The organism is Halostella salina, assembly GCF_003675855.1.
In the GTDB taxonomy this organism is placed as follows: Archaea; Halobacteriota; Halobacteria; order Halobacteriales; family Natronoarchaeaceae; genus Halostella; species Halostella salina.
The window spans coordinates 37,889-57,682 of sequence record NZ_RCIH01000007.1; the positions used below are offsets into that span (position 1 = coordinate 37,889).

Annotated in this window: 17 protein-coding genes; 6 read left to right on the top strand and 11 right to left on the bottom strand. The window is 68.8% G+C overall.

The window, feature by feature from the left end; genetic code table 11:
* Nucleotides 1-5: 5 nt before the first annotated feature.
* Nucleotides 6-944, top strand: coding sequence for an alpha/beta fold hydrolase (locus tag D8896_RS13880; protein ID WP_121822710.1), 939 nt, complete (start codon nucleotides 6-8; stop codon nucleotides 942-944).
* Here the strand turns inward: D8896_RS13880 and D8896_RS13885 are convergent.
* Nucleotides 921-1,316: a Zn-ribbon domain-containing OB-fold protein gene (locus D8896_RS13885; RefSeq protein WP_121822711.1), complete on the bottom strand. Its 396-nt coding sequence runs from the start codon at nucleotides 1,314-1,316 to the stop codon at nucleotides 921-923. The two genes, D8896_RS13880 and D8896_RS13885, sit on opposite strands and share 24 nt — an antisense overlap.
* The gene (locus D8896_RS13890) at nucleotides 1,313-2,479 is read right to left on the bottom strand and encodes a thiolase C-terminal domain-containing protein (RefSeq protein WP_121822712.1); all 1,167 of its coding nucleotides are present in this window, start codon (nucleotides 2,477-2,479) and stop codon (nucleotides 1,313-1,315) included. Before D8896_RS13890 ends, D8896_RS13885 begins: the two co-directional genes overlap by 4 nt.
* A gap of 88 nt (nucleotides 2,480-2,567) precedes the next feature.
* Between D8896_RS13890 and D8896_RS13895 the strand changes: the two genes are divergently transcribed.
* The 4 genes from D8896_RS13895 to D8896_RS13910 all read left to right on the top strand — a co-directional run bounded on the left by D8896_RS13895 (nucleotide 2,568) and on the right by D8896_RS13910 (nucleotide 5,739).
* The gene (locus D8896_RS13895; protein ID WP_121822713.1) at nucleotides 2,568-2,984 is read left to right on the top strand and encodes a DUF7541 family protein; all 417 of its coding nucleotides are present in this window, start codon (nucleotides 2,568-2,570) and stop codon (nucleotides 2,982-2,984) included.
* A 73-nt stretch (nucleotides 2,985-3,057) separates the two neighbouring features.
* Complete coding sequence (locus tag D8896_RS13900; RefSeq protein WP_121822714.1) at nucleotides 3,058-3,318, top strand: DUF6684 family protein; 261 nt, start codon at nucleotides 3,058-3,060, stop codon at nucleotides 3,316-3,318.
* 130 nt (nucleotides 3,319-3,448) lie between these two features.
* Nucleotides 3,449-5,260, top strand: a complete 1,812-nt coding sequence (locus D8896_RS13905) for a cbb3-type cytochrome c oxidase subunit I (RefSeq protein ID WP_121822715.1) — start codon at nucleotides 3,449-3,451, stop codon at nucleotides 5,258-5,260.
* A 206-nt stretch (nucleotides 5,261-5,466) separates the two neighbouring features.
* Nucleotides 5,467-5,739 carry a DUF7520 family protein gene (locus D8896_RS13910; RefSeq protein ID WP_121822716.1) on the top strand — a complete coding sequence of 91 codons (273 nt, stop codon included), beginning with the start codon at nucleotides 5,467-5,469 and terminating at the stop codon, nucleotides 5,737-5,739.
* Here D8896_RS13910 and D8896_RS13915 read toward each other — a convergent pair.
* The 4 genes from D8896_RS13915 to D8896_RS13930 all read right to left on the bottom strand — a co-directional run bounded on the left by D8896_RS13915 (nucleotide 5,736) and on the right by D8896_RS13930 (nucleotide 11,210).
* Nucleotides 5,736-7,355: a long-chain-fatty-acid--CoA ligase gene (locus tag D8896_RS13915; protein ID WP_121822717.1), complete on the bottom strand. Its 1,620-nt coding sequence runs from the start codon at nucleotides 7,353-7,355 to the stop codon at nucleotides 5,736-5,738. The genes D8896_RS13910 and D8896_RS13915 overlap by 4 nt on opposite strands.
* 144 nt (nucleotides 7,356-7,499) lie before the next feature.
* Entirely contained in the window at nucleotides 7,500-9,200 is a 1,701-nt protein-coding gene (locus D8896_RS13920) for a methylmalonyl-CoA mutase family protein (protein ID WP_121822718.1), read from the bottom strand.
* A gap of 142 nt (nucleotides 9,201-9,342) precedes the next feature.
* On the bottom strand, nucleotides 9,343-10,158 hold the full coding sequence (locus tag D8896_RS13925) for an ABC transporter permease (protein WP_121822719.1): 816 nt from the start codon (nucleotides 10,156-10,158) through the stop codon (nucleotides 9,343-9,345).
* Complete coding sequence (locus D8896_RS13930) at nucleotides 10,155-11,210, bottom strand: ABC transporter ATP-binding protein (protein WP_121822720.1); 1,056 nt, start codon at nucleotides 11,208-11,210, stop codon at nucleotides 10,155-10,157. Before D8896_RS13930 ends, D8896_RS13925 begins: the two co-directional genes overlap by 4 nt.
* Before the next feature lie 111 nt (nucleotides 11,211-11,321).
* Here D8896_RS13930 and D8896_RS13935 point away from each other — a divergent pair, with 111 nt between their 5' ends.
* A complete protein-coding gene (locus D8896_RS13935) occupies nucleotides 11,322-12,251 on the top strand; it encodes a winged helix-turn-helix domain-containing protein (protein WP_162991571.1) in 930 nt (309 codons plus the stop codon).
* Nucleotides 12,252-12,264: 13 nt separating this feature from the next.
* Here the strand turns inward: D8896_RS13935 and D8896_RS13940 are convergent, their stop codons facing one another.
* From D8896_RS13940 to nuoL, 5 genes are all read right to left on the bottom strand, one after another.
* The gene (locus D8896_RS13940; RefSeq protein ID WP_121822722.1) at nucleotides 12,265-13,056 is read right to left on the bottom strand and encodes a CBS domain-containing protein; all 792 of its coding nucleotides are present in this window, start codon (nucleotides 13,054-13,056) and stop codon (nucleotides 12,265-12,267) included.
* A 64-nt stretch (nucleotides 13,057-13,120) separates the two neighbouring features.
* Nucleotides 13,121-14,623, bottom strand: coding sequence for a DHH family phosphoesterase (locus tag D8896_RS13945; protein ID WP_121822723.1), 1,503 nt, complete (start codon nucleotides 14,621-14,623; stop codon nucleotides 13,121-13,123).
* 114 nt (nucleotides 14,624-14,737) lie between these two features.
* Nucleotides 14,738-16,246 carry an NADH-quinone oxidoreductase subunit N gene (locus D8896_RS13950; protein ID WP_121822724.1) on the bottom strand — a complete coding sequence of 503 codons (1,509 nt, stop codon included), beginning with the start codon at nucleotides 16,244-16,246 and terminating at the stop codon, nucleotides 14,738-14,740.
* The gene (locus D8896_RS13955) at nucleotides 16,246-17,784 is read right to left on the bottom strand and encodes a complex I subunit 4 family protein (protein WP_121822725.1); all 1,539 of its coding nucleotides are present in this window, start codon (nucleotides 17,782-17,784) and stop codon (nucleotides 16,246-16,248) included. Before D8896_RS13955 ends, D8896_RS13950 begins: the two co-directional genes overlap by 1 nt.
* Before the next feature lies 1 nt (nucleotide 17,785).
* Nucleotides 17,786-19,792 carry an NADH-quinone oxidoreductase subunit L gene (nuoL, locus tag D8896_RS13960; RefSeq protein WP_121822726.1) on the bottom strand — a complete coding sequence of 669 codons (2,007 nt, stop codon included), beginning with the start codon at nucleotides 19,790-19,792 and terminating at the stop codon, nucleotides 17,786-17,788.
* Nucleotides 19,793-19,794 lie beyond the last annotated feature (2 nt).

The following is a 19,794-nucleotide window of genomic DNA, read 5'->3' on the forward strand; positions in this document are numbered from 1 at the left end:
GGCGTATGAAACTTCGGAAGGCCGCGGCCGCCGCGGTGGGCGGCCTCGGCGCGACGGCGCTGGCGAACAGGGCGCTCGCGCGGCGTGCCGAGCCGCTCGACCCGCCGCTCCCCGGCGACGAGGGAACCTACCGCTGGCGGGGGCTAGACGTCGCCTACACGGAGGCGGGCGACCCCGAGGACCCCGACCTGCTGCTCCTCCACGGCGTCAACGCCGCCGGCACGAGCATGGAGTTCGCGCCGGTGTTCGAACGGCTCGCGGAGTCGTACCACGTCATCGCGCCGGATCTGCCCGGCTTCGGGCGGTCGGACCGGCCGCCGCTGCTGTACTCGGCGTCGCTGTACGAGTCGTTCGTGACCGATTTCGCGCGGGACCTGACCGACGACGCGGTCTGCGTCGCCTCGTCGCTGACGGGGTCGTACGCCGTCGCGGCCGCCGAGACGGTCGGCTTCGAGCGGCTCGTGCTGATCTGCCCGTCCGACTCGTCGATGCCCGGCCGCCGGGTGTGGCTGCGGACCCTCCTGCGGTCGCCGCTGGTCGGCACCGCGCTGTTCAACCTGATCGCCAGCCGGCCCTCCATCCAGTACTTCAGCGCCGACCACGGCTACTACGACACCGACAACCGGGACCCCGAGAAGGCCGACTACCAGTGGCAGAGCGCCCACCAGCCCGGTGCGCGGTACGCCCCGGCCTCCTTCATCAGCGGCTTCCTCGACCCCGACCTGGACCTCGACGAAGCGATCGCCGACCTCGACGTTCCGGTCACGCTCGTCTGGGGCCGCGAGAGCGACATCACGCCGCTGTCCGACGGCCGCGCCCTCGCCGACGAGGCGGACGCGCGGCTGGTCGTCGTCGACTACGCCCGCCTGCTCCCCCACGCCGAACACCCCGACGAGTTCGTCGACGCCGTCGCGCCCGACCTACCGCGGGTCGAGGGCGAGTAGCCGCCGCCCCGTCGTCTCCGACGCCCCGACCGCGAGTTCGACGGCCAGCCCCCGCTCCACGTCGTCGGGGGCGACGCCGCGGAGCAGGCCGGTCACCCGGACCGGCCCGAAGCGCGTGATCGCAGTGACGTACGGGGCGTCGTCGGCGAACGACGGTGCCGCGACGTGGGCGACGGTGTACGTCTCCACCTCGCCGGCCCCGGGCAGCGACTCCTCCGAGAGGTCGGCGCTCCCGCAGTCGGGACACACCGTCCGCGGCGGGAGCCAGCCGTGGCCCTCCGGGCACGCCAGGTAGTAGGGCTCCCCGGTCTCGACCGCGTCGAGGAAGTCGTCGTAGCCCGCGTCCCGCGCGCCGGTCGGATTGTCGGTCATGCTGCGACCTCCAAAATGTGGACGATACAGCTCGCGACCGTCCCGCCGGCGTTGTGCGCGACGCCGACCTCGGCGTCCGCGACGGCGTCGCTGTTGACGTGGTCGCCGCGGAGCAGCTGGGTCGCCTCGGCGACCTGCGAGACGCCCGTCGCGCCGACGGGGTGGCCCTTCGCCTTCAGCCCGCCGGAGAGGTTGACCGGCAGGTCGCCGTCGCGGGTCGTCTCGCCGCGCCGGGCCGCACCGATCGCCTCGCCCACCTCGTAGAGGTCGAGCGACTCCAGGGCCAGCGCCTCGGCGATGGTGAAGCAGTCGTGGACCTCCGCGAAGTCGACGTCGTCCGGCCCGACGCCGGCGTCGTCGTACGCCGCCGCGGCCGCCTCGTCGGCGGCGGGCGTCCGTGCGAGATGTTCGCGGTCCTGCAGCGCCATCCCGTCGCCGCCCTGTCCCGAGCCGGTGACTGCGACCGGCGCGTCCACGCCGTGCTCGGCGGCGTACTCCTCGCTGACCAGCACCAGCGCGCTCGCGCCGTCGCTGATCGGGCAGGAGTCGTACAGGCCGAGCGGCTCGGCGACCGGCGGCGCGTCGAGCACGTCGTCGACCGTGATCGACCGCTGGTACTGCGCGAGCTCGTTGTCGAGCGCGTGCTCGTGGTTCTTCACCGCGATAGCGGCCAGGTCCTCGCGGTCGCCGCCGTACGCCGCGAAGTACGCCTGCGCCATCAGCGCGTACGCCCCCGGGAACGTCATCCCGGCCCGGACCTCCCACAGCTCGTCGGCGGCGATGGCCAGCGCCTCCGTCGCGCCGGCCGTCCCGAGGTTGGTCATCCGCTCGGCCCCGCCGACGAGGACCACGTCCTCCTCGCCGTGTCGCACGTCCCGGACCGCCGAGCGGAGCGCAGCAGCGGAGGACGCGCAGGCGCTCTCGTACCGGGTCGCCGGGGCGCGGACGCCCGCGGTCTCCGCCATCAGCGGTCCCTGGTGGCCCTGCCGCTCGGAGAGTTCGCCCATGAAGTTGCCGTACCGGAGCGACTCGACGTCGTCGCGGGGGACGCCCGCGTCCCCGAACGCCCTGTCGGCCGCAGTCCCGAACAGCTCCCGGCCCGTTCGCTCCGGCGACTCCCCGAACTCGGTCAGCCCGACGCCGGCCACGCGTACGCCTGTCATACCACGAGGTAGGCGACCGACGGGCTAAAGGGATCGGGCCGCGGGCGGTTCCGTTGGGTTTCTATACGGTCCGTCCCTAGGCGAGGACATGGACGAGGAGCCGGGTCTCAGCGACCAGTATCGGATGTCCAGCCCGTGGCCGGTGCTCATCGCCTTCGGCCTCGCCATCGCGGAGGTCGGGATCGTCTGGCCGCTGGTTCCGCTCGCGGTCGGCGGCCTGCTCATGTTCGTCGGGAGCGTCGTCGGCATCCTCCGGGAGGCGGGCTACGTCGAGAGCCCGTGGCCGCTCCTGTCCGGGTTCGCGGTCGCGCTCGTCGCCATCGGCGTCGGGCTGTTCCTGTACAGCGGCGGCGCGATCGCCGTCAACAGCGTGACGGAGAGCATGCGCACGCCGGGGAGCATCGGCCTGCGCGGCCTCGCGATCGCCGTGGCCGGCGTGCTGGCGCTCGCCGGTGCCGTCCTCGGCAAGTACTGGACGACGGCGAACGCCGAACCGCGGGTGTAACGCCGACCGACCCGCCCCGGACCGGGGGCGAACCGACAACCTATTTCCGTCCGGCCACGAACTAGCCGCCAACATGTCAGAGAAGGTTTTCGACCGGGAGACCCTGCTCGACCTCACGGTGAACGTGATCCCCCTCGGGATCATGCTGTTTTTCATCGGGGCGTTCACCTTCGCGAACCCCTTCGGCTGGGACGTGGTCTACTCGACGCTGCAGTTCGCCATCGTCGGGTCGATGATGGTGTTGCTCACGCTGCTGACGTACTGGTCCGGCAAGCTCATCTCCGAGGACGAGATGGCCCGCGAGGACGCGGCCGAGGACGCGAACGCGGAGTGAGCGACCGGCCGGGACCGACCGGCGATCCCGCCCGAACACGTACGGGGCAAACGCCGTTTAGGAAGGGTGTGAATCGCCCACCGAAAGTCGACCCGAACCTTTCTTTATCCTGCAATCCCGAGCAACGCCTATGGCAATCGAAGGGCAGTTAGCGCTGACGGTGCTGATGGGGGCCTTGCTTCTGGGGGTCGCCGTCTGGATCACGCGCCTCGAGAACTGGCGCTCGTACACGCCGCTCGCGGGCGGCGGTGCCGTCGGCGAGGAGACGGGATACGGACATCACGAGAAACCCGGCGGGCTCATCCGCTGGCTTACGACGGTCGACCACAAGGACATCGGCATCCTGTACGGAACGTACGCGCTGATCGCGTTCGTCTGGGGCGGGCTCGCCGCCGTCCTCATGCGGGCCGAACTGTCGACGGAGAGCATCGCCCTGTTGGGCAACACGCAGGTGTACAACGCCCTGCTGACGAGCCACGGGATCACGATGCTGTTCCTGTTCGGGACGCCGATCATCGCGGCCTTCGCGAACTACCTCGTGCCGCTGCTCATCGACGCGGACGACATGGCGTTCCCGCGGATCAACGCCATCGCGTTCTGGCTGCTCCCGCCCGGCGCACTGCTCATCTGGGGCGGCTTCTTCATCGCGCCGTTCACCGACGCGGTGTCGAACGCCGCCGCGACCTCCTGGACGATGTATCCGCCGCTGTCGGTCGAGCAGACCAACCCCACCGTCGACCTGATGCTGCTCGGTCTCCACCTGACGGGCGTCTCGGCGACGATGGGCGCGATCAACTTCATCGCGACCATCTTCACCGAGCGCGGCGAGGAGGTCGGCTGGTCGAACCTCGACATCTTCTCGTGGACGATCCTCACCCAGTCCGGCCTCATCCTCTTCGCGTTCCCCCTCCTGGGCAGCGCCATCGTGATGCTCCTGCTCGACCGGAACTTCGACACGATGTTCTTCGCCGTGGAAGGTGGTGGGACGATCCTCTGGCAACACCTGTTCTGGTTCTTCGGCCATCCGGAGGTGTACATCCTCGTCCTCCCGCCGATGGGCATCGTCAGCTACGTCCTCCCGCGCTTCGCGGGCCGGAAGCTGTTCGGCTTCAAGTTCGTCGTCTACTCCACGCTCGCCATCGGGGTGCTCTCCTTCGGCGTCTGGGCGCACCACATGTTCACGACGGGCATCGACCCGCGGCTGCGGGCTAGCTTCATGGCGGTGTCGCTGGCCATCGCCATCCCGAGCGCGGTCAAGACGTTCAACTGGATCACGACGATGTGGAACGGCAGCATCAAGCTGACCACGCCGATGCTGTTCTGTATCGGCTTCATCTCGAACTTCATCATCGGCGGCGTCACCGGGGTGTTCCTCGCGGCCATCCCGGTCGACCTGGTGCTCCACGACACGTACTACGTCGTCGGGCACTTCCACTACATCGTGATGGGTGCCATCTCCTTCGCCGGCTTCGCCGGCCTCTACTACTGGTACCCGATGTACACCGGCCGGATGTACCAGCGCACGCTCGGCAAGTGGCACTTCTGGCTCTCGATGATCGGCACCAACCTGACGTTCTTCGCCATGATCCTGCTGGGCTACGCCGGCTTCACGCGCCGGTACGCCACCTACTCCGGGATCACGGTCGGCCCCATCGAGATGATCACCATCCTGCACCAGCTCGCCACCGTCGGCGCGTTCATCCTGCTCATCGGGCAGATCATCTTCGTCTGGAACATGGTGAGCTCGTGGATCGACGGGCCGAAAGTCGAGGACGGTGACCCGTGGAACCTCAAGGAGAGCGGCGTCCACACCCGCGAGTGGACCTGGTTCGACCGCCAGCTCGACACCGCCCTCACGGACGGCGGCGACGAGGAGGAGGCGCTGCCGGACGGCGGGACGGAGTCGGTCGACGACGGCCGTACCGCGGACGACGAGACGTAGGCGGTCAGTTCGACGGCGCTTTTCGTTCGGTCGATACGACGTCGCGGGACGGCTTCCGTCCTCACCCCATCACGAGGACGATGCCCATCACGAACATCAACACGACGATACCCCCGAGGACGAGCCCCAGCAGTTCCTTCTCGCTCATACTCGCGGTAGGACCGGAGAGCGCAAAAGCCTAACCGTTCCCGCCCCTAGCCGGGACCATGTCGACGCTGCTGGATGAGCGGATCGGCGGAAAGCGGATGGTGATCGGCATCTACACCGCCATCGTCGCGCTCGCCGCCGTCTTCGGCGCGATGGTTGGGCTGGTGCTGCCGGCAAAGGCAAACGCCCCCGAGACCGCCGGGTTCGGTCCGTTCGTCTTCGAGATCAACCCGCTGAACTTCGCGCTGTACGGGGCGATAAACATCGCGCTCGTCCTCGGCGCGCTCATCCTCCTGATGTCGGCCGTCTCGAACCGGTATCCCGACGCCTAACCCTGCCCGACCATCCCGTCCTCGTCGTCCCACTCCGACTCCCGGAGTTCGTACTTCTGGACCTTTCCGGTCGCGGTCGTCGGGAGTTCCTCGACGAACTCGAACCGGCGGACGACCTTGTACCCCGCGAGCCGTGACTCGCAGAACTCCCTGAGTTCGTCCGGCGAGACCGGCGGGTCGTCGGGGTCGTCGTTCGACGGGACGACGAACGCCTTGGGCGTCTCGCCCCACTGCTCGCTGGGGGCGGGGATGACCGCGACCTGCTGCACCGCGTCGTGGTCGTAGAGGGTGTCCTCGAGTTCGATGCTGGAGATGTTCTCCCCGCCCGAGATGATGATGTCCTTCTTCCGGTCCTTGATGGCCACCATGCCGTTGTCGTCGACGGTCGCCAGGTCGCCGGTGTGGTAGTACCCCTCGATCCGGTCCGTGAACGCTTCCTCGGTCGCCTCGGGCTTGTTCCAGTAGCGGTCCATCACCTGATTGCCACGCACGACGACCTCGCCGATGGTCGCGTCGTCCCGGGGAACGTCATCGCCGTCCTCGTCGACGACGCGGACATCCGTGCCGAGATAGCCCAGCCCCTGCCGCTTTTTCACCTTGAACCGGGCGTCGCTGTCCGCGTCGAACAGCCGGCGGGCGTCGGAGGTGGTGATGAGCGGCCCGGTCTCGGTCGCGCCGTAGACGTGTTTCAGCCGCCAGCCGAACTCGTCCTCGACCGTGCGGATGGTCGCCTCCGGCGGGGCGCTGCCGGCGGTCGCGATCCGGACGTCGCAGTCGCCGGTGGTCGCGACGTCGCCGTCCCGCTGGTCGTAGTAGTCACAGAGCATGTTCAGCACGGTCGGCGCGCCACAGAGGTAGGACACGTCCTCGGCGACGACGGTGTCGAATATCTCCCCGGCGTCGACGCCGCGGGTGCAGACGTGCGTCGCACCCATCCCGGTGACGGCGTAGATGTGTCCCCAGCCGTTGACGTGGAACATCGGCAGGGTCCAGAGGTAGACGTCGTCGTCCCTGAGCTCCTGATGGACGCTCACGAGGTAGGCGTGCAGCGTCTCGGTCCGGTGGGTCCGGACGACGCCTTTCGGATCACCGGTCGTCCCGGAGGTGTAGTTGATGGTGATGTCGTCGTCCTCGCTCATCGCCGGGCGGTCGTAGTCGGTGCCGGCCGACTCGACCACGTCGTCGAACGCCGCCCAGTCGCCGTCGACGGCGTCCGCGTCGTTGGTGACGAACGTCTCCGTGGGTACGTCGTCCCGGACGGCCTCGATCCGGTCGGCGTACTCGTGGTCGGCGTAGACGACGTCGACGCCCGCGTCCGTGAGGATGTACTCGAAGTCGTCCGGCACCAGCCGGTAGTTCAGCGGCGTGTGGACCGCACCGACCTGCATGCTCCCGAAGGCGGCTTCGAGGTGGTAGTGCGTGTTCGGGTCCAGCACCGCCACGCGGTCGCCCTTCTCGACGCCCCGGTCCTGCAGGAAGGCGGCGAACCCGTCGGCTCGCTCGCCCAGTTCGTCGTAGCTGTACCGCTCCCCGGTCGTCGCGACGACGGCGTCCTGTTCCCCGTAGTGGCGGCGCGCGCGGTCGAGGAAGTCCGTAACCAGCAGTGGCTTTTCCATGGCGGTTCGCACGACGGGCGAAACCATAATAGAAGTTATTGACGTTCCCGGGGACTGGGAACTCGGGTGACACGCCACCCGCACCCCGTGGGACCGGCGCGCCGCGACTCCCGGCGTCCTGAGCGCGTGGGAGTAGCTGTCCCGTCAGGCCATTCCGACGGTCTCCCGGTAGGAGCCGTGGCGGGCCTCGAACACGTCCATGATCTCCCCCATCGTCGCGTACGCCTTCACCGCCCGGACCATCGGCGGCATCACGTTCTCGCCGGCGGCGATGGCGTCGTCGATGGCGGCGAGCGCGGCCTCAACGGCCTCGTCGTCGCGCTCCGCCTTCACGTCGGCGAGGCGCTCGCGCTGGCGCTCCTGAACCTCCTCGTCGACCTTGAGGATGTCGGGGCGGGTGTCCTCCTCGATCTCGTACTCGTTGACGCCGACGACGGTCTCCTCGCCGGCCTCGACGCGCTCCTGGTACTCGTAGGAGGCGTCCTGGATCTCCCGGTGGAAGTAGCCCGAGGAGATCCCCTCCAGCACGCCGTCGCGGACGGAGCCGTCGCCCATCTCCCTGATCTCCTCGATGTACGCCATCGCCTCCTCCTCCACGTCGTCGGTGAGGCTCTCGACGGCGAAGCTCCCGCCCAGGGGGTCGACGATGTCGGCCGCGCCGCTCTCCTCGGCGATGATCTGCTGGGTGCGCAGGGCGACGCGGACGGCCTCCTCGCTGGGGAGGGCGAGCGCCTCGTCGAAGCTGTTGGTGTGGAGGCTCTGGGTCCCGCCGAGCACGCCGGCCAGCGCCTGAATGGTGACGCGGACGACGTTGTTCAGCGGCTGCTGGGCCGTCAGCGACTGGCCGGCGGTCTGGGTGTGGAACTTGAGCTGTCGGGAGGCGTCGGCCTCCGCGCCGTACCACTCCTTCATGACGCGGGCGTAGATGCGCCGGGCGGCGCGGAACTTCGCCACCTCCTCGAAGAGGGAGTTGTGCGAGTTGAAGAAGAAGGACAGCTGTGGGGCGAATTCGTCGACGTCCAGCCCGCGGTCCAGACAGTCCTCGACGTACGCGAAGCCGTCGGCGAGGGTAAAGGCGAGTTCCTGGACGGCGGTCGACCCGGCCTCGCGGATGTGGTAGCCCGAGACGGAGATCGGCTTGAACTTCGGCGTCTCCTCGACGGCGAACTCGATGGTGTCGGTGACGATGTCGAGGCTCGGCTCCGGCGGGATCACCCACTCCTTCTGTGCGATGAACTCCTTCAGCATGTCGTTCTGGAGGGTGCCCCGTATCTTCTCGCGGGGGACGCCCTGCTGGTCGGCCAGCGCGACGTACATCGCGTAGATGACGGGCGCGGAGGGGTTGATCGTGAAGGAGGTCGACACCTCGCCCAGGTCGATCCCGTCGAACAGGATCTCCATGTCCCGGAGCGTGTCGACGGCGACGCCCTCCTTGCCGACCTCGCCGTCCGAGAGGGGGTCGTCCGAGTCCTTTCCCATCAGCGTCGGCATGTCGAACGCCGTCGAGAGCCCGGTCTGGCCCTCGTCGGTGAGGTAGTGGAACCGCTCGTTGGTCTCCTCGGCGGTGCCGAAGCCGGCGAACTGCCGCATCGTCCACGTCCGGCCGCGGTACATCGTCGGGTAGGGACCGCGGGTAAACGGCGGCTCGCCGGGGAAGCCGATATCCTCCTCGTAGTCGATGTCAGCCACGTCGTCGGGCGTGTAGAGGCGGTCGACCTCCATGTTCGACACCGTCGCGAAGCGGTCGCTGCGCTCGCCGTGGCGCTCCAGCGTCGGGTCGAGCGTCTCCGCCTCCCACCGCTCCTTGCCCTCCCGGATGGCCGCGAGATCGTCATCGTCGTACATGAACGAAAATATTGCCGGCGTGCCCATTAATGATCCGGGTTCGGCGGCCGAACGGCGCGACCTCATAGTGTTTGCTCTCACTGCTCACCGTGGTCGCCGGCACCCGCGGGCGACCACCGGTACTTGGCGAGAGCAAACACTATCAGTAATCCCCCATCACGCCGCGGCGGCGGGCGACCCCCGTGCAGTACGCGAAGACGGCGTAGCCGATCGCGGCGTAGCCGACGCCCGTCCCGACGAGGACGGCGAGGTTCGTCGCCGAGAACTCCCAGATGTGAACGCCGTCCCGCATCGCCGACTGGAGCATCGCGCTCCCCTGGGACAGCGGCAGGAAGCGAACCGCGCCGACCTCGGAGACCGGTGCGGCGATGAGGGCGATCAGCACGAACTGCATCAGCTGGGTGACGTTCTCGACCCGTTTGTACACCATCGCCAGCCCGGCGAAGACGAAGCCGATGCCGACGACGGAGGCGACGGCGAACACGCTGATCGGCACGACGGTCAGCAGGTCGACCGCGAGCGTCCGGTCCGTCGTCAGCAGCATCAGCGCGAGCACGATCCCGCCCCAGACGAGGCTCTCGAGGACGTTCGCGACCACCTTCGCACCCATCACCGTTCCGAAGCCGTACGGCGACATGTACAGCTGTTCGAGCGTCCCCCACTGGGACTCCCGCGTCACGTTCATCGCCAGCCCGAAGTACGCCGTCAGCGACATCGTCCAGAGGAACCAGCCGACGACGAGCCCGTCCAGCGTCGACGACAGGCTCCCGACGCCGCCGACGCTGGACGCCGCTGCGCGCCCGCCGAAGAAGATGACCGCGAAGAAGAGGTACACCGAAACGATCTGCGAGAGCGTGTTCACCGGGTAACGCACGAGCAGGAGCGCCTTCTTGACGAGGACGGCACGGAGGAGCGTAAGCCGGCCCGCGGTCGGACCGCTCACCGACGGTGTGCTCACGAGCCGTCACCTCCGTTCGCGGCGGCCCCGTCGTCGCCGGTGACGCGCAGGAACACGTCCTCCAGATCCGGCTCGACCGCGTCCCACGACGCGACGGTGTGGCCGGCGTCACGGAGCGTGTCGACGAGCGCGTAGAACTCGTCGCCGGTCACCTGGGCGGAGAACCGCTCGCGCTCGCCCACGCGCTCGAACGCCTCGCCGCCGTAGCGGTCGCGCAGTTCCGTCCGGAGCGCCTCCGAGAGCGGCTCCGCGACGGTGACCTCGTAGGCGCGCGTCCGGAAGAGGTCGAGCAGGTTCTCGACGGTGTCGTCCGCGACGATCCCGCCCTCGTTCATGATGATCACGCGGTCACAGACCGCCTGCACCACGTCCATGTCGTGGCTGGAGAGGACGACCGTCGTCCCCTCGCGGTCGACCAGCCGGCGCAGCTCCCGCCGGAGCTCGACCGAACTCTCCACGTCCAGCCCGAGCGTCGGCTCGTCGAGAAACACCACGTCGCCGCCCCGGGCGAGCGTGGCCGCGAGCGACGTCTTCTGTTTCATCCCGCGCGAGAGGTCCCGAACCGGCTCGTCGGCCTTGTCCGCGAGCCCGAACTGCTCCAGCAGGGCGTCGTGGCGCTCCGCGAGTGCGGCCGGCTCACGGCCGCCGAGCGCGGCGAAAAACCGGAGGTTCTCCCGGACGGTGAGCCGCCAGTACACGTTGCGCGCGCCCTCCAGCATCGCGCCGGCGGTGCGGTACGCGGCCCGGCGGTTCGACCCCACGTCGTGGCCCGAGAGCTGAACGGTGCCGTCGGTCGGCTCGATCAGCCCGAGCATCGACTTGATCGCCGTCGTCTTCCCCGCGCCGTTCGGCCCGAGGATACCGACGGCGGTGCCCGGTTCCACATCGAAACTGATCCCGTCAACGGCCCGCACGGCGGCGTCGCCGTCGCCGTACACCTTCGTCAGGTCCCGCACCGAGAGGGCGGCGTCCGTCGACTCGTCCGCGTAGCTATCCGCGCCGTCGCTGTCGGCGGCGCGGTTGTCGGTTCCCTGGAGAGCTTCGCTCGGCATGGCTCCCACTGGTTCGGGGAGGCAATTAACCGTTTCCAGAACGGTCATTCAGTTACTGTTCTGACAACTGTGGCCGGAACCGAAATGTGCGGGGCGACCGACCACGCCAGCATGGCGGACGACGCGACAGACGGACCGAACCCGGAGGACGACGCCGTCGAGACCGACCCGCCGACGGACGCATCGACCAGGATCGACCCGGCCGACGCGTTCGACGCGCTCGGCGACGGGACACGGCTTGCCATCGTCGAGACGCTCGCCGCCCATCGCCGGGAGAACTGGGCGTGGTCCGGGCTGTCGTTCAGTGAACTCCGGAAAGCGGTCGGCGTGCGCGACGCCGGTCGGTTCAACTACCATCTGGACCAGCTTCTCGACACCTTCGTGGTGGACGACGACGGCGAGTACGTGCTGACGACCGCCGGCATGGAGGTTGCGGGCGCGATCCGGGCGGGGACGTACACCGAACGGCGGCGCTTTCGGACGAGCACCGACCGGTCGTGTCCCGGCTGTGGAGCCGAGATCGAGGTTGCGTACCGCCACGGAACGCTCCTGCTGACCTGTCCCGAACACGGCGTGATCTTCGGCAACAGCCTCCCCGGCGGCGCGGTGGCGGACCGCGAGCCGACGGAACTGCTGGCCCTGGCCGACATGAAGGCGCGACGCGACACCGAGCGGGCACGACGCGGTGCCTGCGTCCACTGCTGGGGGACCGTGACGGCGACGATGCCGGCCGAACCACCCGACGGTGAGGAGTCGGAACAGGTCCTCGCTCGGCTGGCGTGCGAGGACTGCGGGATGGTGTTCCGGGTCCCGGCCGCGGCCTGCGTGGTCGACCACCCGGCAGTCGTCTCGTTCCACTACGAGCGGGGCGTCGACATCCGCGACCAGAGCTACCTCGACATGGGGTTCCTGACGGGTGAGAACGGCGAGGTCGTGAGCGAGGACCCCGTCCGCGTCCGGGTCGACGTGGAACTGGACGGCGACCGGCTGACGGTCCTCCTCGACGAGTCGACAGCAGTCGTCTCGGTCGACGAGCCCTGACAGCGCTTGCGTCTCACTGCAGGCGCTCGGTCGTCTCCACGAGCGGGTGCCGGGCGTAGTCGACGACTTCCACGTCCGACAGCGTCTCCAGGCCCTCCTCGTCGGCGGTGCGTTCCATCCCCAGCGTCACGTCGTCCTCGACGACGATGACGTAGGCGTCCATCTCGTCGATGTCGAGCCGGTCGGCCGCCAGCACGCGGTGGTGGCCGTCGGCCAGCAGCAGCGTCCCGGCGTTGTCGATGACGACGAGGGGTTCGGCCAGCCCGCGCTCCAGTTCGTACCGCCGGCCCTCCAGTTCGTCGGCGTACACCCGCCCCTGCGTCGGGACGAGGTCGGCCAGCGGAACCTCGTCGCGCTCCTCGTGGAGCTCGATATCGTGGATGTTCTCCAGCGTCCGCCGGAGCTTCCCGACCTTCTCCGGGGTCGCCCGCTCGATGTGGCTGCGGATCACGTCGGCGTTGCTGATGATGCCGACGAGGTTGCCGGCGTCGTCGACGACCGGGAGCTTCTGGATCCCCGACCGCAGGATGACGCGGGCGGCGTCGGTCACCTTCATCTCCGGGTGGGCCACGATGAGGTCGTCCGTCATCACCGTGAATATCGGCTCGTCGTCGCCCGCCAGCAGGAGGTCACGGGCGGTGATGAACCCCTCGACGCGCCGGCGGTCCGTCACCGGGAACCCGGAGTGCTCCTCGCTCGCCGCGATCCGCTCGGAGACGGTCCCGACGGTGTCGTCCGGCGAGACGGTCGCCACGTCGCGGGTCATGTACTCCCGAACCCGGGCCTTTCCCTCGGTGTCGCTCATGGCCGTGTACAGGCCGGCACGGCTGAAAAACCCCCTGAGTCGCGCTCTCGTGTGGCCCGCCGCGTCAGCGGACCTGGTCGTCGGACGCGCCCGTGCCGCCGTCGCGGGAGAAGGTGAACTCGGTGTCGACGCCGGCACCGAACGGACTCTCCCGGTCGAGCCGGCGTTCGCGCACCGCGTCGAAAAAGCGGTCGGTGACCACGTCGCGGACGACCGCGTCCAGTCGCTCGTCGCCCTCTACCTCGCCGATGACCCCGAGCGGGATCTGCGCGCCGGCCATGTCTGCGTGGCCGCCGGCGCTCCCGATCCGGTCGAACGCCGACCGCAGCGTCGCCCCGAGGTCCATCTCCGAGCCGCGAGCGCGGGCCGAGAGGTAGATGACGCCGTCGAGGTAGCCGTAGACGACGGTGGTGTGGATGCCGGTCATGTCGAGCAGCCTGTCGGCCGCCTGCGCGAGCGCGTCCCGCTCGGCTACCTCGCCGACGCAGGAGCAGAGCACCCCCTCCTCGACCTCCCGGTTCCGGATCGCGGCGGCGACCGTCTCGAACGTCTCCGACCCGACGCTCGGCGACTCGACCCGTTCCAGCACGCCCGCGTCGGCGTGGGGGGTCAGCGACGCCGCGGCCTCGAAGTCCGCGGACGACACCTCCCTGCTGAAATCCGCCGTGTCGATCCGGATCCCGTACAAGAGCGCCGTCGCGACCGTCCGGTCGATCTCCACCCCGAACTGCCGGAGGTAGCCGGTCAGCAGCGTGCTCGTCGCGCCCACGTCGCTCCGCAGGTCGACGAACTTCGCCTCGACCGGTGCCCGCGGCGGGTGGTGGTCGATCACCACGTCGACCGGCGTGTCCTCGGGGAGCTGGTCGTTGACGCCGGGCCGGGAGTGGTCGACCAGCGCGACGCCGCCGAACACGCTGATGTCGTCGCCGGGACCAAGCTGTCGGAGGTCGAGTTCCAGCAGGTTCACCAGCGCCCGGTTCTCCTGATGGCTGATCTCGCCGTAGTAACAGACCACCGTCTCGACGCCGACCGCGGCCGCGATGCGCGACAGCGCGACCGCGCTTGCGATCGCGTCCGGGTCCGGGTTGTCGTGCATGACGACCGCGAGCGTGCCGTCGATCCGCCGGAGCGTTCGCCGGAGCCGACGCGACTGGACCCCCGCCTCGCTGGCGACGAGGTCGACGACGTGGTCGGCCGTCACCGCACCCGGGTCGACGACGGAGTCGACGGCCGCCTCGATCCGTTCCCGCTGGGCATCCGTCGCGTCGACGCCGACGTACGCCAGCCGGAACGCGTCGGGGTACTGTTCCTTCGCCAGTTCGGCCGCTTCGGCGTTCGCCTGTGGGTCCTTGCCGGCGATCACGACGGTGTCCGCCTCGGAAACGGCCTCCAAGACGGCCGCTCCGTCGGTCGGCTCCGCGTGATACGCCGGGACGCCCTCCTCCCGGAGCGCCCGGACGCGGTCACGGTCGGCACAGACGACGGTCAGGTCGTCCCCGCGGTCCGCCGTCGCCTCGACGATCCGCCGGCCGACGGTCCCACACCCCAGCAGTAGCCGGGATACCATACGCCCATTCTCGGCTCCGGCGGTAAAACCGTAGCGCTACGGACGGGTTGTCACCACGAGTTCGAACGTCGGAGTTCCGCCGGCGACACGCCGGGAAAAGAAACTGCGGCCGTCTCAGGGCAGCAGGATCGTCGCCGCGTCGACCGCGGTCGAGGAGACCGGACCGAACGCCGGCAGCAGCGCGAACGTCATGACCGCCGCGACCACGATGGCCGCGTACAGGCCGACCGGCTGGCTCCGCAGCCCGATGCTCGCCACGTCGTCGCCGGGGTCCTCGATCCAGAGCGCCTTGACGACCCGCGAGTAGTAGTACAGCGACAGCGCGCTGTTTATCGCGCCGACCGCCGCCAGCCACCAGAAGCCGGCGTTGACCGCGCCCATGAACAGGATGTACTTGCTGGCGAAGCCGCCGAAGGGCGGCAGGCCGGCGAGGCTGAACATGAACACCGTCATCGCCAGCGAGGCGACGGGCGCGCGGGAGGCCAGGCCGTTGTAGTCCTCGAACGTGCGGCCCACGTCCCAGTACTCGGCCAGCGCCACGAACAGGAACGCGCCGGTGTTCATGAAGCCGTAGACGACCAGATGCATCATCCCGGCTCCGAGCACGAGTTCGCTGTTCGGCCCGGTGATCGCCGCCAGCCCGATGAGCGCGTAGCCGGCGTGCCCGACCGAGGAGTACGCGAGCATGCGCTTGACCTCGTCCTGGGTCGCCGCCGCGAAGTTACCGAGCGTCATCGTGACGACCGCGAGGATCTGGACCGCGAACACCCAGTCGACGCCCAGGCTGAGGAACGACTCGACGGGGAACGCGACGATGAACACGCGGAACGCGACGACGAAGCCGGCCGCCTTCGACGCCGAGGAGAGGAACGCGCTGATCGGCGCGGGCGCGCCCTCGTACGCCTCGGGTGCCCAGAAGTGGAACGGCACGCTGGCGGTCTTGAACGCGACCCCGGCGAGCACCATCAGGACGCCCAGCCCGAGCACGCCGACGAGTTCGGTGCCGGCGGCGGCCTCGGCGACGGCGGTCAGTTCGAGCGAGCCGGTGGCGGCGTACACGAGGCTGATGCCGTACACGAACACCGCCGAGGAGAGCGCGCCGATGAGGAAGTACTTCAGGCCCGCCTCGACGCTGCCGCGGTTCTCCTTCAGGAACGCGACCAGCGCGTACGACGACAGCGAGAGCAGCTCGAAGCTGACGAACACCGTCGCCAGGCTCGCGGCGCTGGCCATGGTCGCCATGCCGGTCGCCGCGAGCATGATCAGCGAGTAGTACTCGGCCTGGTAGCTGTGGTCACGCAGGTAGTCGTAGCTCGCGACGGTGACCATCGACGTGACGCTCGTGAAGATGAACGTGAACAGCAGGCTCATCCGGTCGACGACCAGCTGGCCGCCGAACAGTTCGATGACGCCGCGACCGCTGGGGTCGCCGACGCCGGCGACGAGATACCAGCCCGTGACAGCGAGCGCGAGCAGGCTGCCGGCGGTCGCGGTGCCGGCGAGCAGGGGGCGGTTCGACGAGTCGGGGTCGATGCTGTCGACGACGAGCAGGACCAGCGACGTCGCGGCCAGGATCAGCGCCGGCGCGAGCGCGGCCCACGTTGGGAGTTCGTACGCAGCCATCAGTTACCACCTCCGATGCCCGCTTCGACGAGGGGCATCTCATTGACGGCGTCCCGGATCATCTCGAAGAAGAGATCCGGCGCGACGCCGAGCGCGATGACCAGCAGGAGCAGGGCGAACAGCGGCGCAACGTCGTGCAGCGGCGCACGCGTCACTTCGTAGTCGGTGTCGAGCCGGAACGGCCCGAACAGCGTCCGCTGCATCGCGAACAGCAGGTAGCCGGCGACGATGACGATGCCGAACATCGCCACCGCGGTGAACACCGGCGCGCCGGACAGCGTCTCCGAGCGGAACGCGCCGAGGAACACGAAGAACTCGGCGGCGAAACCGGACATCAGCGGCAGGCCCATGTAGCCGAACGCGCCGCCGATGAGGATGCCGACCGTCACCGGCATCCGGTCGGCCAGCCCGGACATGTCCGTCACCATCCGGGTGTGGGTCGTGTTGTAGATGACGCCGACCGCCATGAACATCAGCCCGGAGATGAGCCCGTGGGAGATCATCTGGAACGTCGCGCCGCCGACGCCGTACGTCGTGTACGCGACCAGTCCCAGCAGCACGTACCCCATCGAGGAGACGGAGGAGTACGCGACGATGCGTTTGAGGTCCTGCTGGGCCAGCGCCAGTAGCGCGCCGTAGATGACGCTCACGACGGCGAAGATGGCGATGAGTTCGGCGTTGGCCGAGGCCACGTCGGACAGCATCGTGAAGTTGAACCGGAGCAGCGCGTACGTCCCCATCTTCAGCAGGACGCCGGCGAGCAGCACCGACACCGGCGTCGGGGCTTCGACGTGGGCGTCCGGCAGCCACGTGTGGAACGGGACGACGGGCACCTTCACCGCGAACCCGGCGAACATCACGAGGAACGCGGCGTTCTTGAGCGTGCTCACGCTCGTCCAGGCCGGTGCGGTCAGCTCGCCCGCGTTGAGCGACTGGGCGACCGTCGGCAGGTCGAACGTGTCGACTGGCAGGTTGAAGACGAGGGCGACGAAGCCGATGAACATCGCCAGGCTGGCGACGTTGGTGTAGACGAACACCTTGATCGCCGCGTACTTGCGGCGCGGGCCGCCCCAGACGCCGATGAGCAGGTACAGCGGGACCAGCACGGCCTCCCAGAAGACGAACCAGACGAAGAAGTCCAGCGCGGCGAACACGCCGAGCAGGCCCGCCTCCATGAACAGCACGAGGCCGTAGAACTGCGACTGGCGTTCGTCGATGGGCGTCCACGCGGAGACGATGGCAAGCGTCGTCAGCACCGTCGTCAGGACGACCAGCGGCATGCTGATGCCGTCCAGCCCGACGTGCCAGTTCAGCGAGTACGAGCCGAGCGTGATCCACTCGGCCGTGTTCTCGAAGGCCAGCGTTCCGCCCTCAAGCAGGGCGTTGCCCGACCCGTCGAAGCGGCTGTACATCACGAGGCTCCCGACGAGGGGGAGCACGCTGATCGCCGCCGCCAGCTCGCCGGCGTAGCGGTTCGGCGCGGCGAAGGCGACCAGCGACCCGACGAACGTGACCGCGATGAGCGTCTCTATCAACATGTCAGAACCACCCTCCTTGGATGCCGACGATGACGAGCAGGGCGACCAGCCCCAGCGTGATCAGGGCCGCGTAGTTCGACACGACCCCCGTCTGGATCCGCTTGACGCGGCTCCCCGCGGCGAGGCTGGCGCGGCTGATGCCATTGACCGCCCCGTCGACGACGGTCTGGTCGAACTTGTTGGCCGCCCGCGAGATGGGCTGGGTGACGCCCTCCGCGAGCCAGACCTGGTACTCGTCCTGGTAGTAGTTGTGTTCGAGCAGCGTCTTGATGCTCCCGAGCTTCTCCGTGTGGGGCTCGGGGTCGGGGACGTTGTACAGCTTGTACGCCAGCCCCGACCCGGCAAGCGCCAGGCCGAGCGACAGCGCGGCGGGCAGGTACGGAGCGAGGTCGGCGGCCGTGTAGCCCGCGGCGTCGTGGACCAGCGCCTCGTAGTGGTGGACCGAGACGGACGACGGGCCCATATCGAGCCACTGGTGGAGGAACTCGATGTCGGCCCCGGTTAGCTCCGCGACCGGCACCATGTTGACGAAGCCGACGAACGTCGCCAGCAGGCCGAGCACGACCAGCGGCAGCTTGATCGACCAGCCGACCGGGTGCGGGTCGCGCGCGTCGTCGCTGCGGGGTTCGCCGTGGAACGTCAGGAACACCATCCGGAAGGTGTAGAAGCCGGTGAAGAACACGGCGATGAGCCCCATCGCGTACGCGCCGAGCAGGAGCGGCTGGCTGCCGAGCCCGTAGTGGATCGCCTCGTACAGCACCTCGTCCTTGCTCCAGAACCCGGAGAACGGGACGATGCCGGCGAGCGCCAGCGCGCCGGCGAGGAACGTGTAGTAGGTGACGGGCGCTTTCGACTTCAGCCCGCCCATCTCCCACATGTCCTGCTCGTGGTGCATCAGGACGATGACCGACCCGGCACCGAGGAACAGGAGCGCCTTGAAGAACGCGTGGTTCATCAGGTGGAAGGTCCCGGCGACGAAGCCGCCCGCGCCGAGGCCGAGCATCATGTACCCGTACTGCGAGATGGTCGAGTAGGCGAGCACCTGCTTGATGTCGTCCTTGACGACGCCCATCGACGCGGCGAACAGCGCCGTGAAGCCGCCGACGAAGGCGATGAGCGCCAGCGCCGTCGGCGAGAGCGCGTAGAAGCCGTACATCCGCGCGACGAGGTAGACGCCGGCAGCGACCATCGTCGCCGCGTGGATGAGCGCGGAGACGGTCGTCGGACCCTCCATCGCGTCGGGGAGCCAGGTGTGGAGCGGGTACTGCGCGGACTTGCCGATGACGCCGCCCAGCACGAGCAGCCCCAGCACCGTGACCCAGGCCTGTTCGCTCAGGCCGAGGAACGTGGTGAACGAGCCCTCGCCGTCGACGAGCACCTGTTCGGCGATGACGGGGAACGACTCCGGCCCGGCGAACTGCGCCGTGCCGAACGTCGCGATGACCCCGACGACGCCGATGAGGAAGAAGTAGTCACCGAAGCGCGTGACCAGGAACGCCTTCTTGGCGGCGCTGGCCGCGCTCTCGGTGCGGAACCAGAAGCCGATGAGCAGGTACGAGCAGAGCCCGACCAGCTCGAAGAACATGAACGCCATCAGCAGGTTGCTCGCGTACACGAACGAGAGCATGCTGAACGTGAACAGGCCGAGTTCGGCGTAGTAGCGCGGCAGCCCGGTCTCGCCCTCGTCGTTCATGTAGCCCAGGCTGAACACGTGGACCAGCAGCGCGACCAGGCTGACGATGACGAGCATCAGCGCCGACAGCGGGTCGATGAGGATGCCGAACTGGAGGCTGATCCCGTCGGCGGCGACCCAGGTGTACAGGTCCGGCGCGTTGTACGGGTCGCCGGTCGCGACGGTGACGAAGGCCCAGACCGACAGCAGCAGGGAGCCGCCCGTCGCGGCGATCCCGGCGAACGCGCCCTTCTTGGGCATGTACTTCCCGACCGACAGGGCGATCAGGAACGATACGAACGGAAGCAGCGAGATCGCGGGTGCGTATTCGTACATGC

Coding starts and splice junctions, on each gene's coding strand:
- D8896_RS13910 (WP_121822716.1), top strand. CDS start 5,467: ATGTCGACGCTGCTGGATGAGCGGATCGGCGGAAAGCGGATGGTGATC.
- D8896_RS13890 (WP_121822712.1), bottom strand. CDS start 2,479: ATGACAGGCGTACGCGTGGCCGGCGTCGGGCTGACCGAGTTCGGGGAG.
- D8896_RS13885 (WP_121822711.1), bottom strand. CDS start 1,316: ATGACCGACAATCCGACCGGCGCGCGGGACGCGGGCTACGACGACTTC.
- D8896_RS13905 (WP_121822715.1), top strand. CDS start 3,449: ATGGCAATCGAAGGGCAGTTAGCGCTGACGGTGCTGATGGGGGCCTTG.
- nuoL (WP_121822726.1), bottom strand. CDS start 19,792: ATGTACGAATACGCACCCGCGATCTCGCTGCTTCCGTTCGTATCGTTC.
- D8896_RS13920 (WP_121822718.1), bottom strand. CDS start 9,200: ATGTACGACGATGACGATCTCGCGGCCATCCGGGAGGGCAAGGAGCGG.
- D8896_RS13955 (WP_121822725.1), bottom strand. CDS start 17,784: ATGTTGATAGAGACGCTCATCGCGGTCACGTTCGTCGGGTCGCTGGTC.
- D8896_RS13945 (WP_121822723.1), bottom strand. CDS start 14,623: ATGGTATCCCGGCTACTGCTGGGGTGTGGGACCGTCGGCCGGCGGATC.
- D8896_RS13935 (WP_162991571.1), top strand. CDS start 11,322: ATGGCGGACGACGCGACAGACGGACCGAACCCGGAGGACGACGCCGTC.
- D8896_RS13915 (WP_121822717.1), bottom strand. CDS start 7,355: ATGGAAAAGCCACTGCTGGTTACGGACTTCCTCGACCGCGCGCGCCGC.
- D8896_RS13900 (WP_121822714.1), top strand. CDS start 3,058: ATGTCAGAGAAGGTTTTCGACCGGGAGACCCTGCTCGACCTCACGGTG.
- D8896_RS13895 (WP_121822713.1), top strand. CDS start 2,568: ATGGACGAGGAGCCGGGTCTCAGCGACCAGTATCGGATGTCCAGCCCG.
- D8896_RS13940 (WP_121822722.1), bottom strand. CDS start 13,056: ATGAGCGACACCGAGGGAAAGGCCCGGGTTCGGGAGTACATGACCCGC.
- D8896_RS13950 (WP_121822724.1), bottom strand. CDS start 16,246: ATGGCTGCGTACGAACTCCCAACGTGGGCCGCGCTCGCGCCGGCGCTG.
- D8896_RS13930 (WP_121822720.1), bottom strand. CDS start 11,210: ATGCCGAGCGAAGCTCTCCAGGGAACCGACAACCGCGCCGCCGACAGC.
- D8896_RS13880 (WP_121822710.1), top strand. CDS start 6: ATGAAACTTCGGAAGGCCGCGGCCGCCGCGGTGGGCGGCCTCGGCGCG.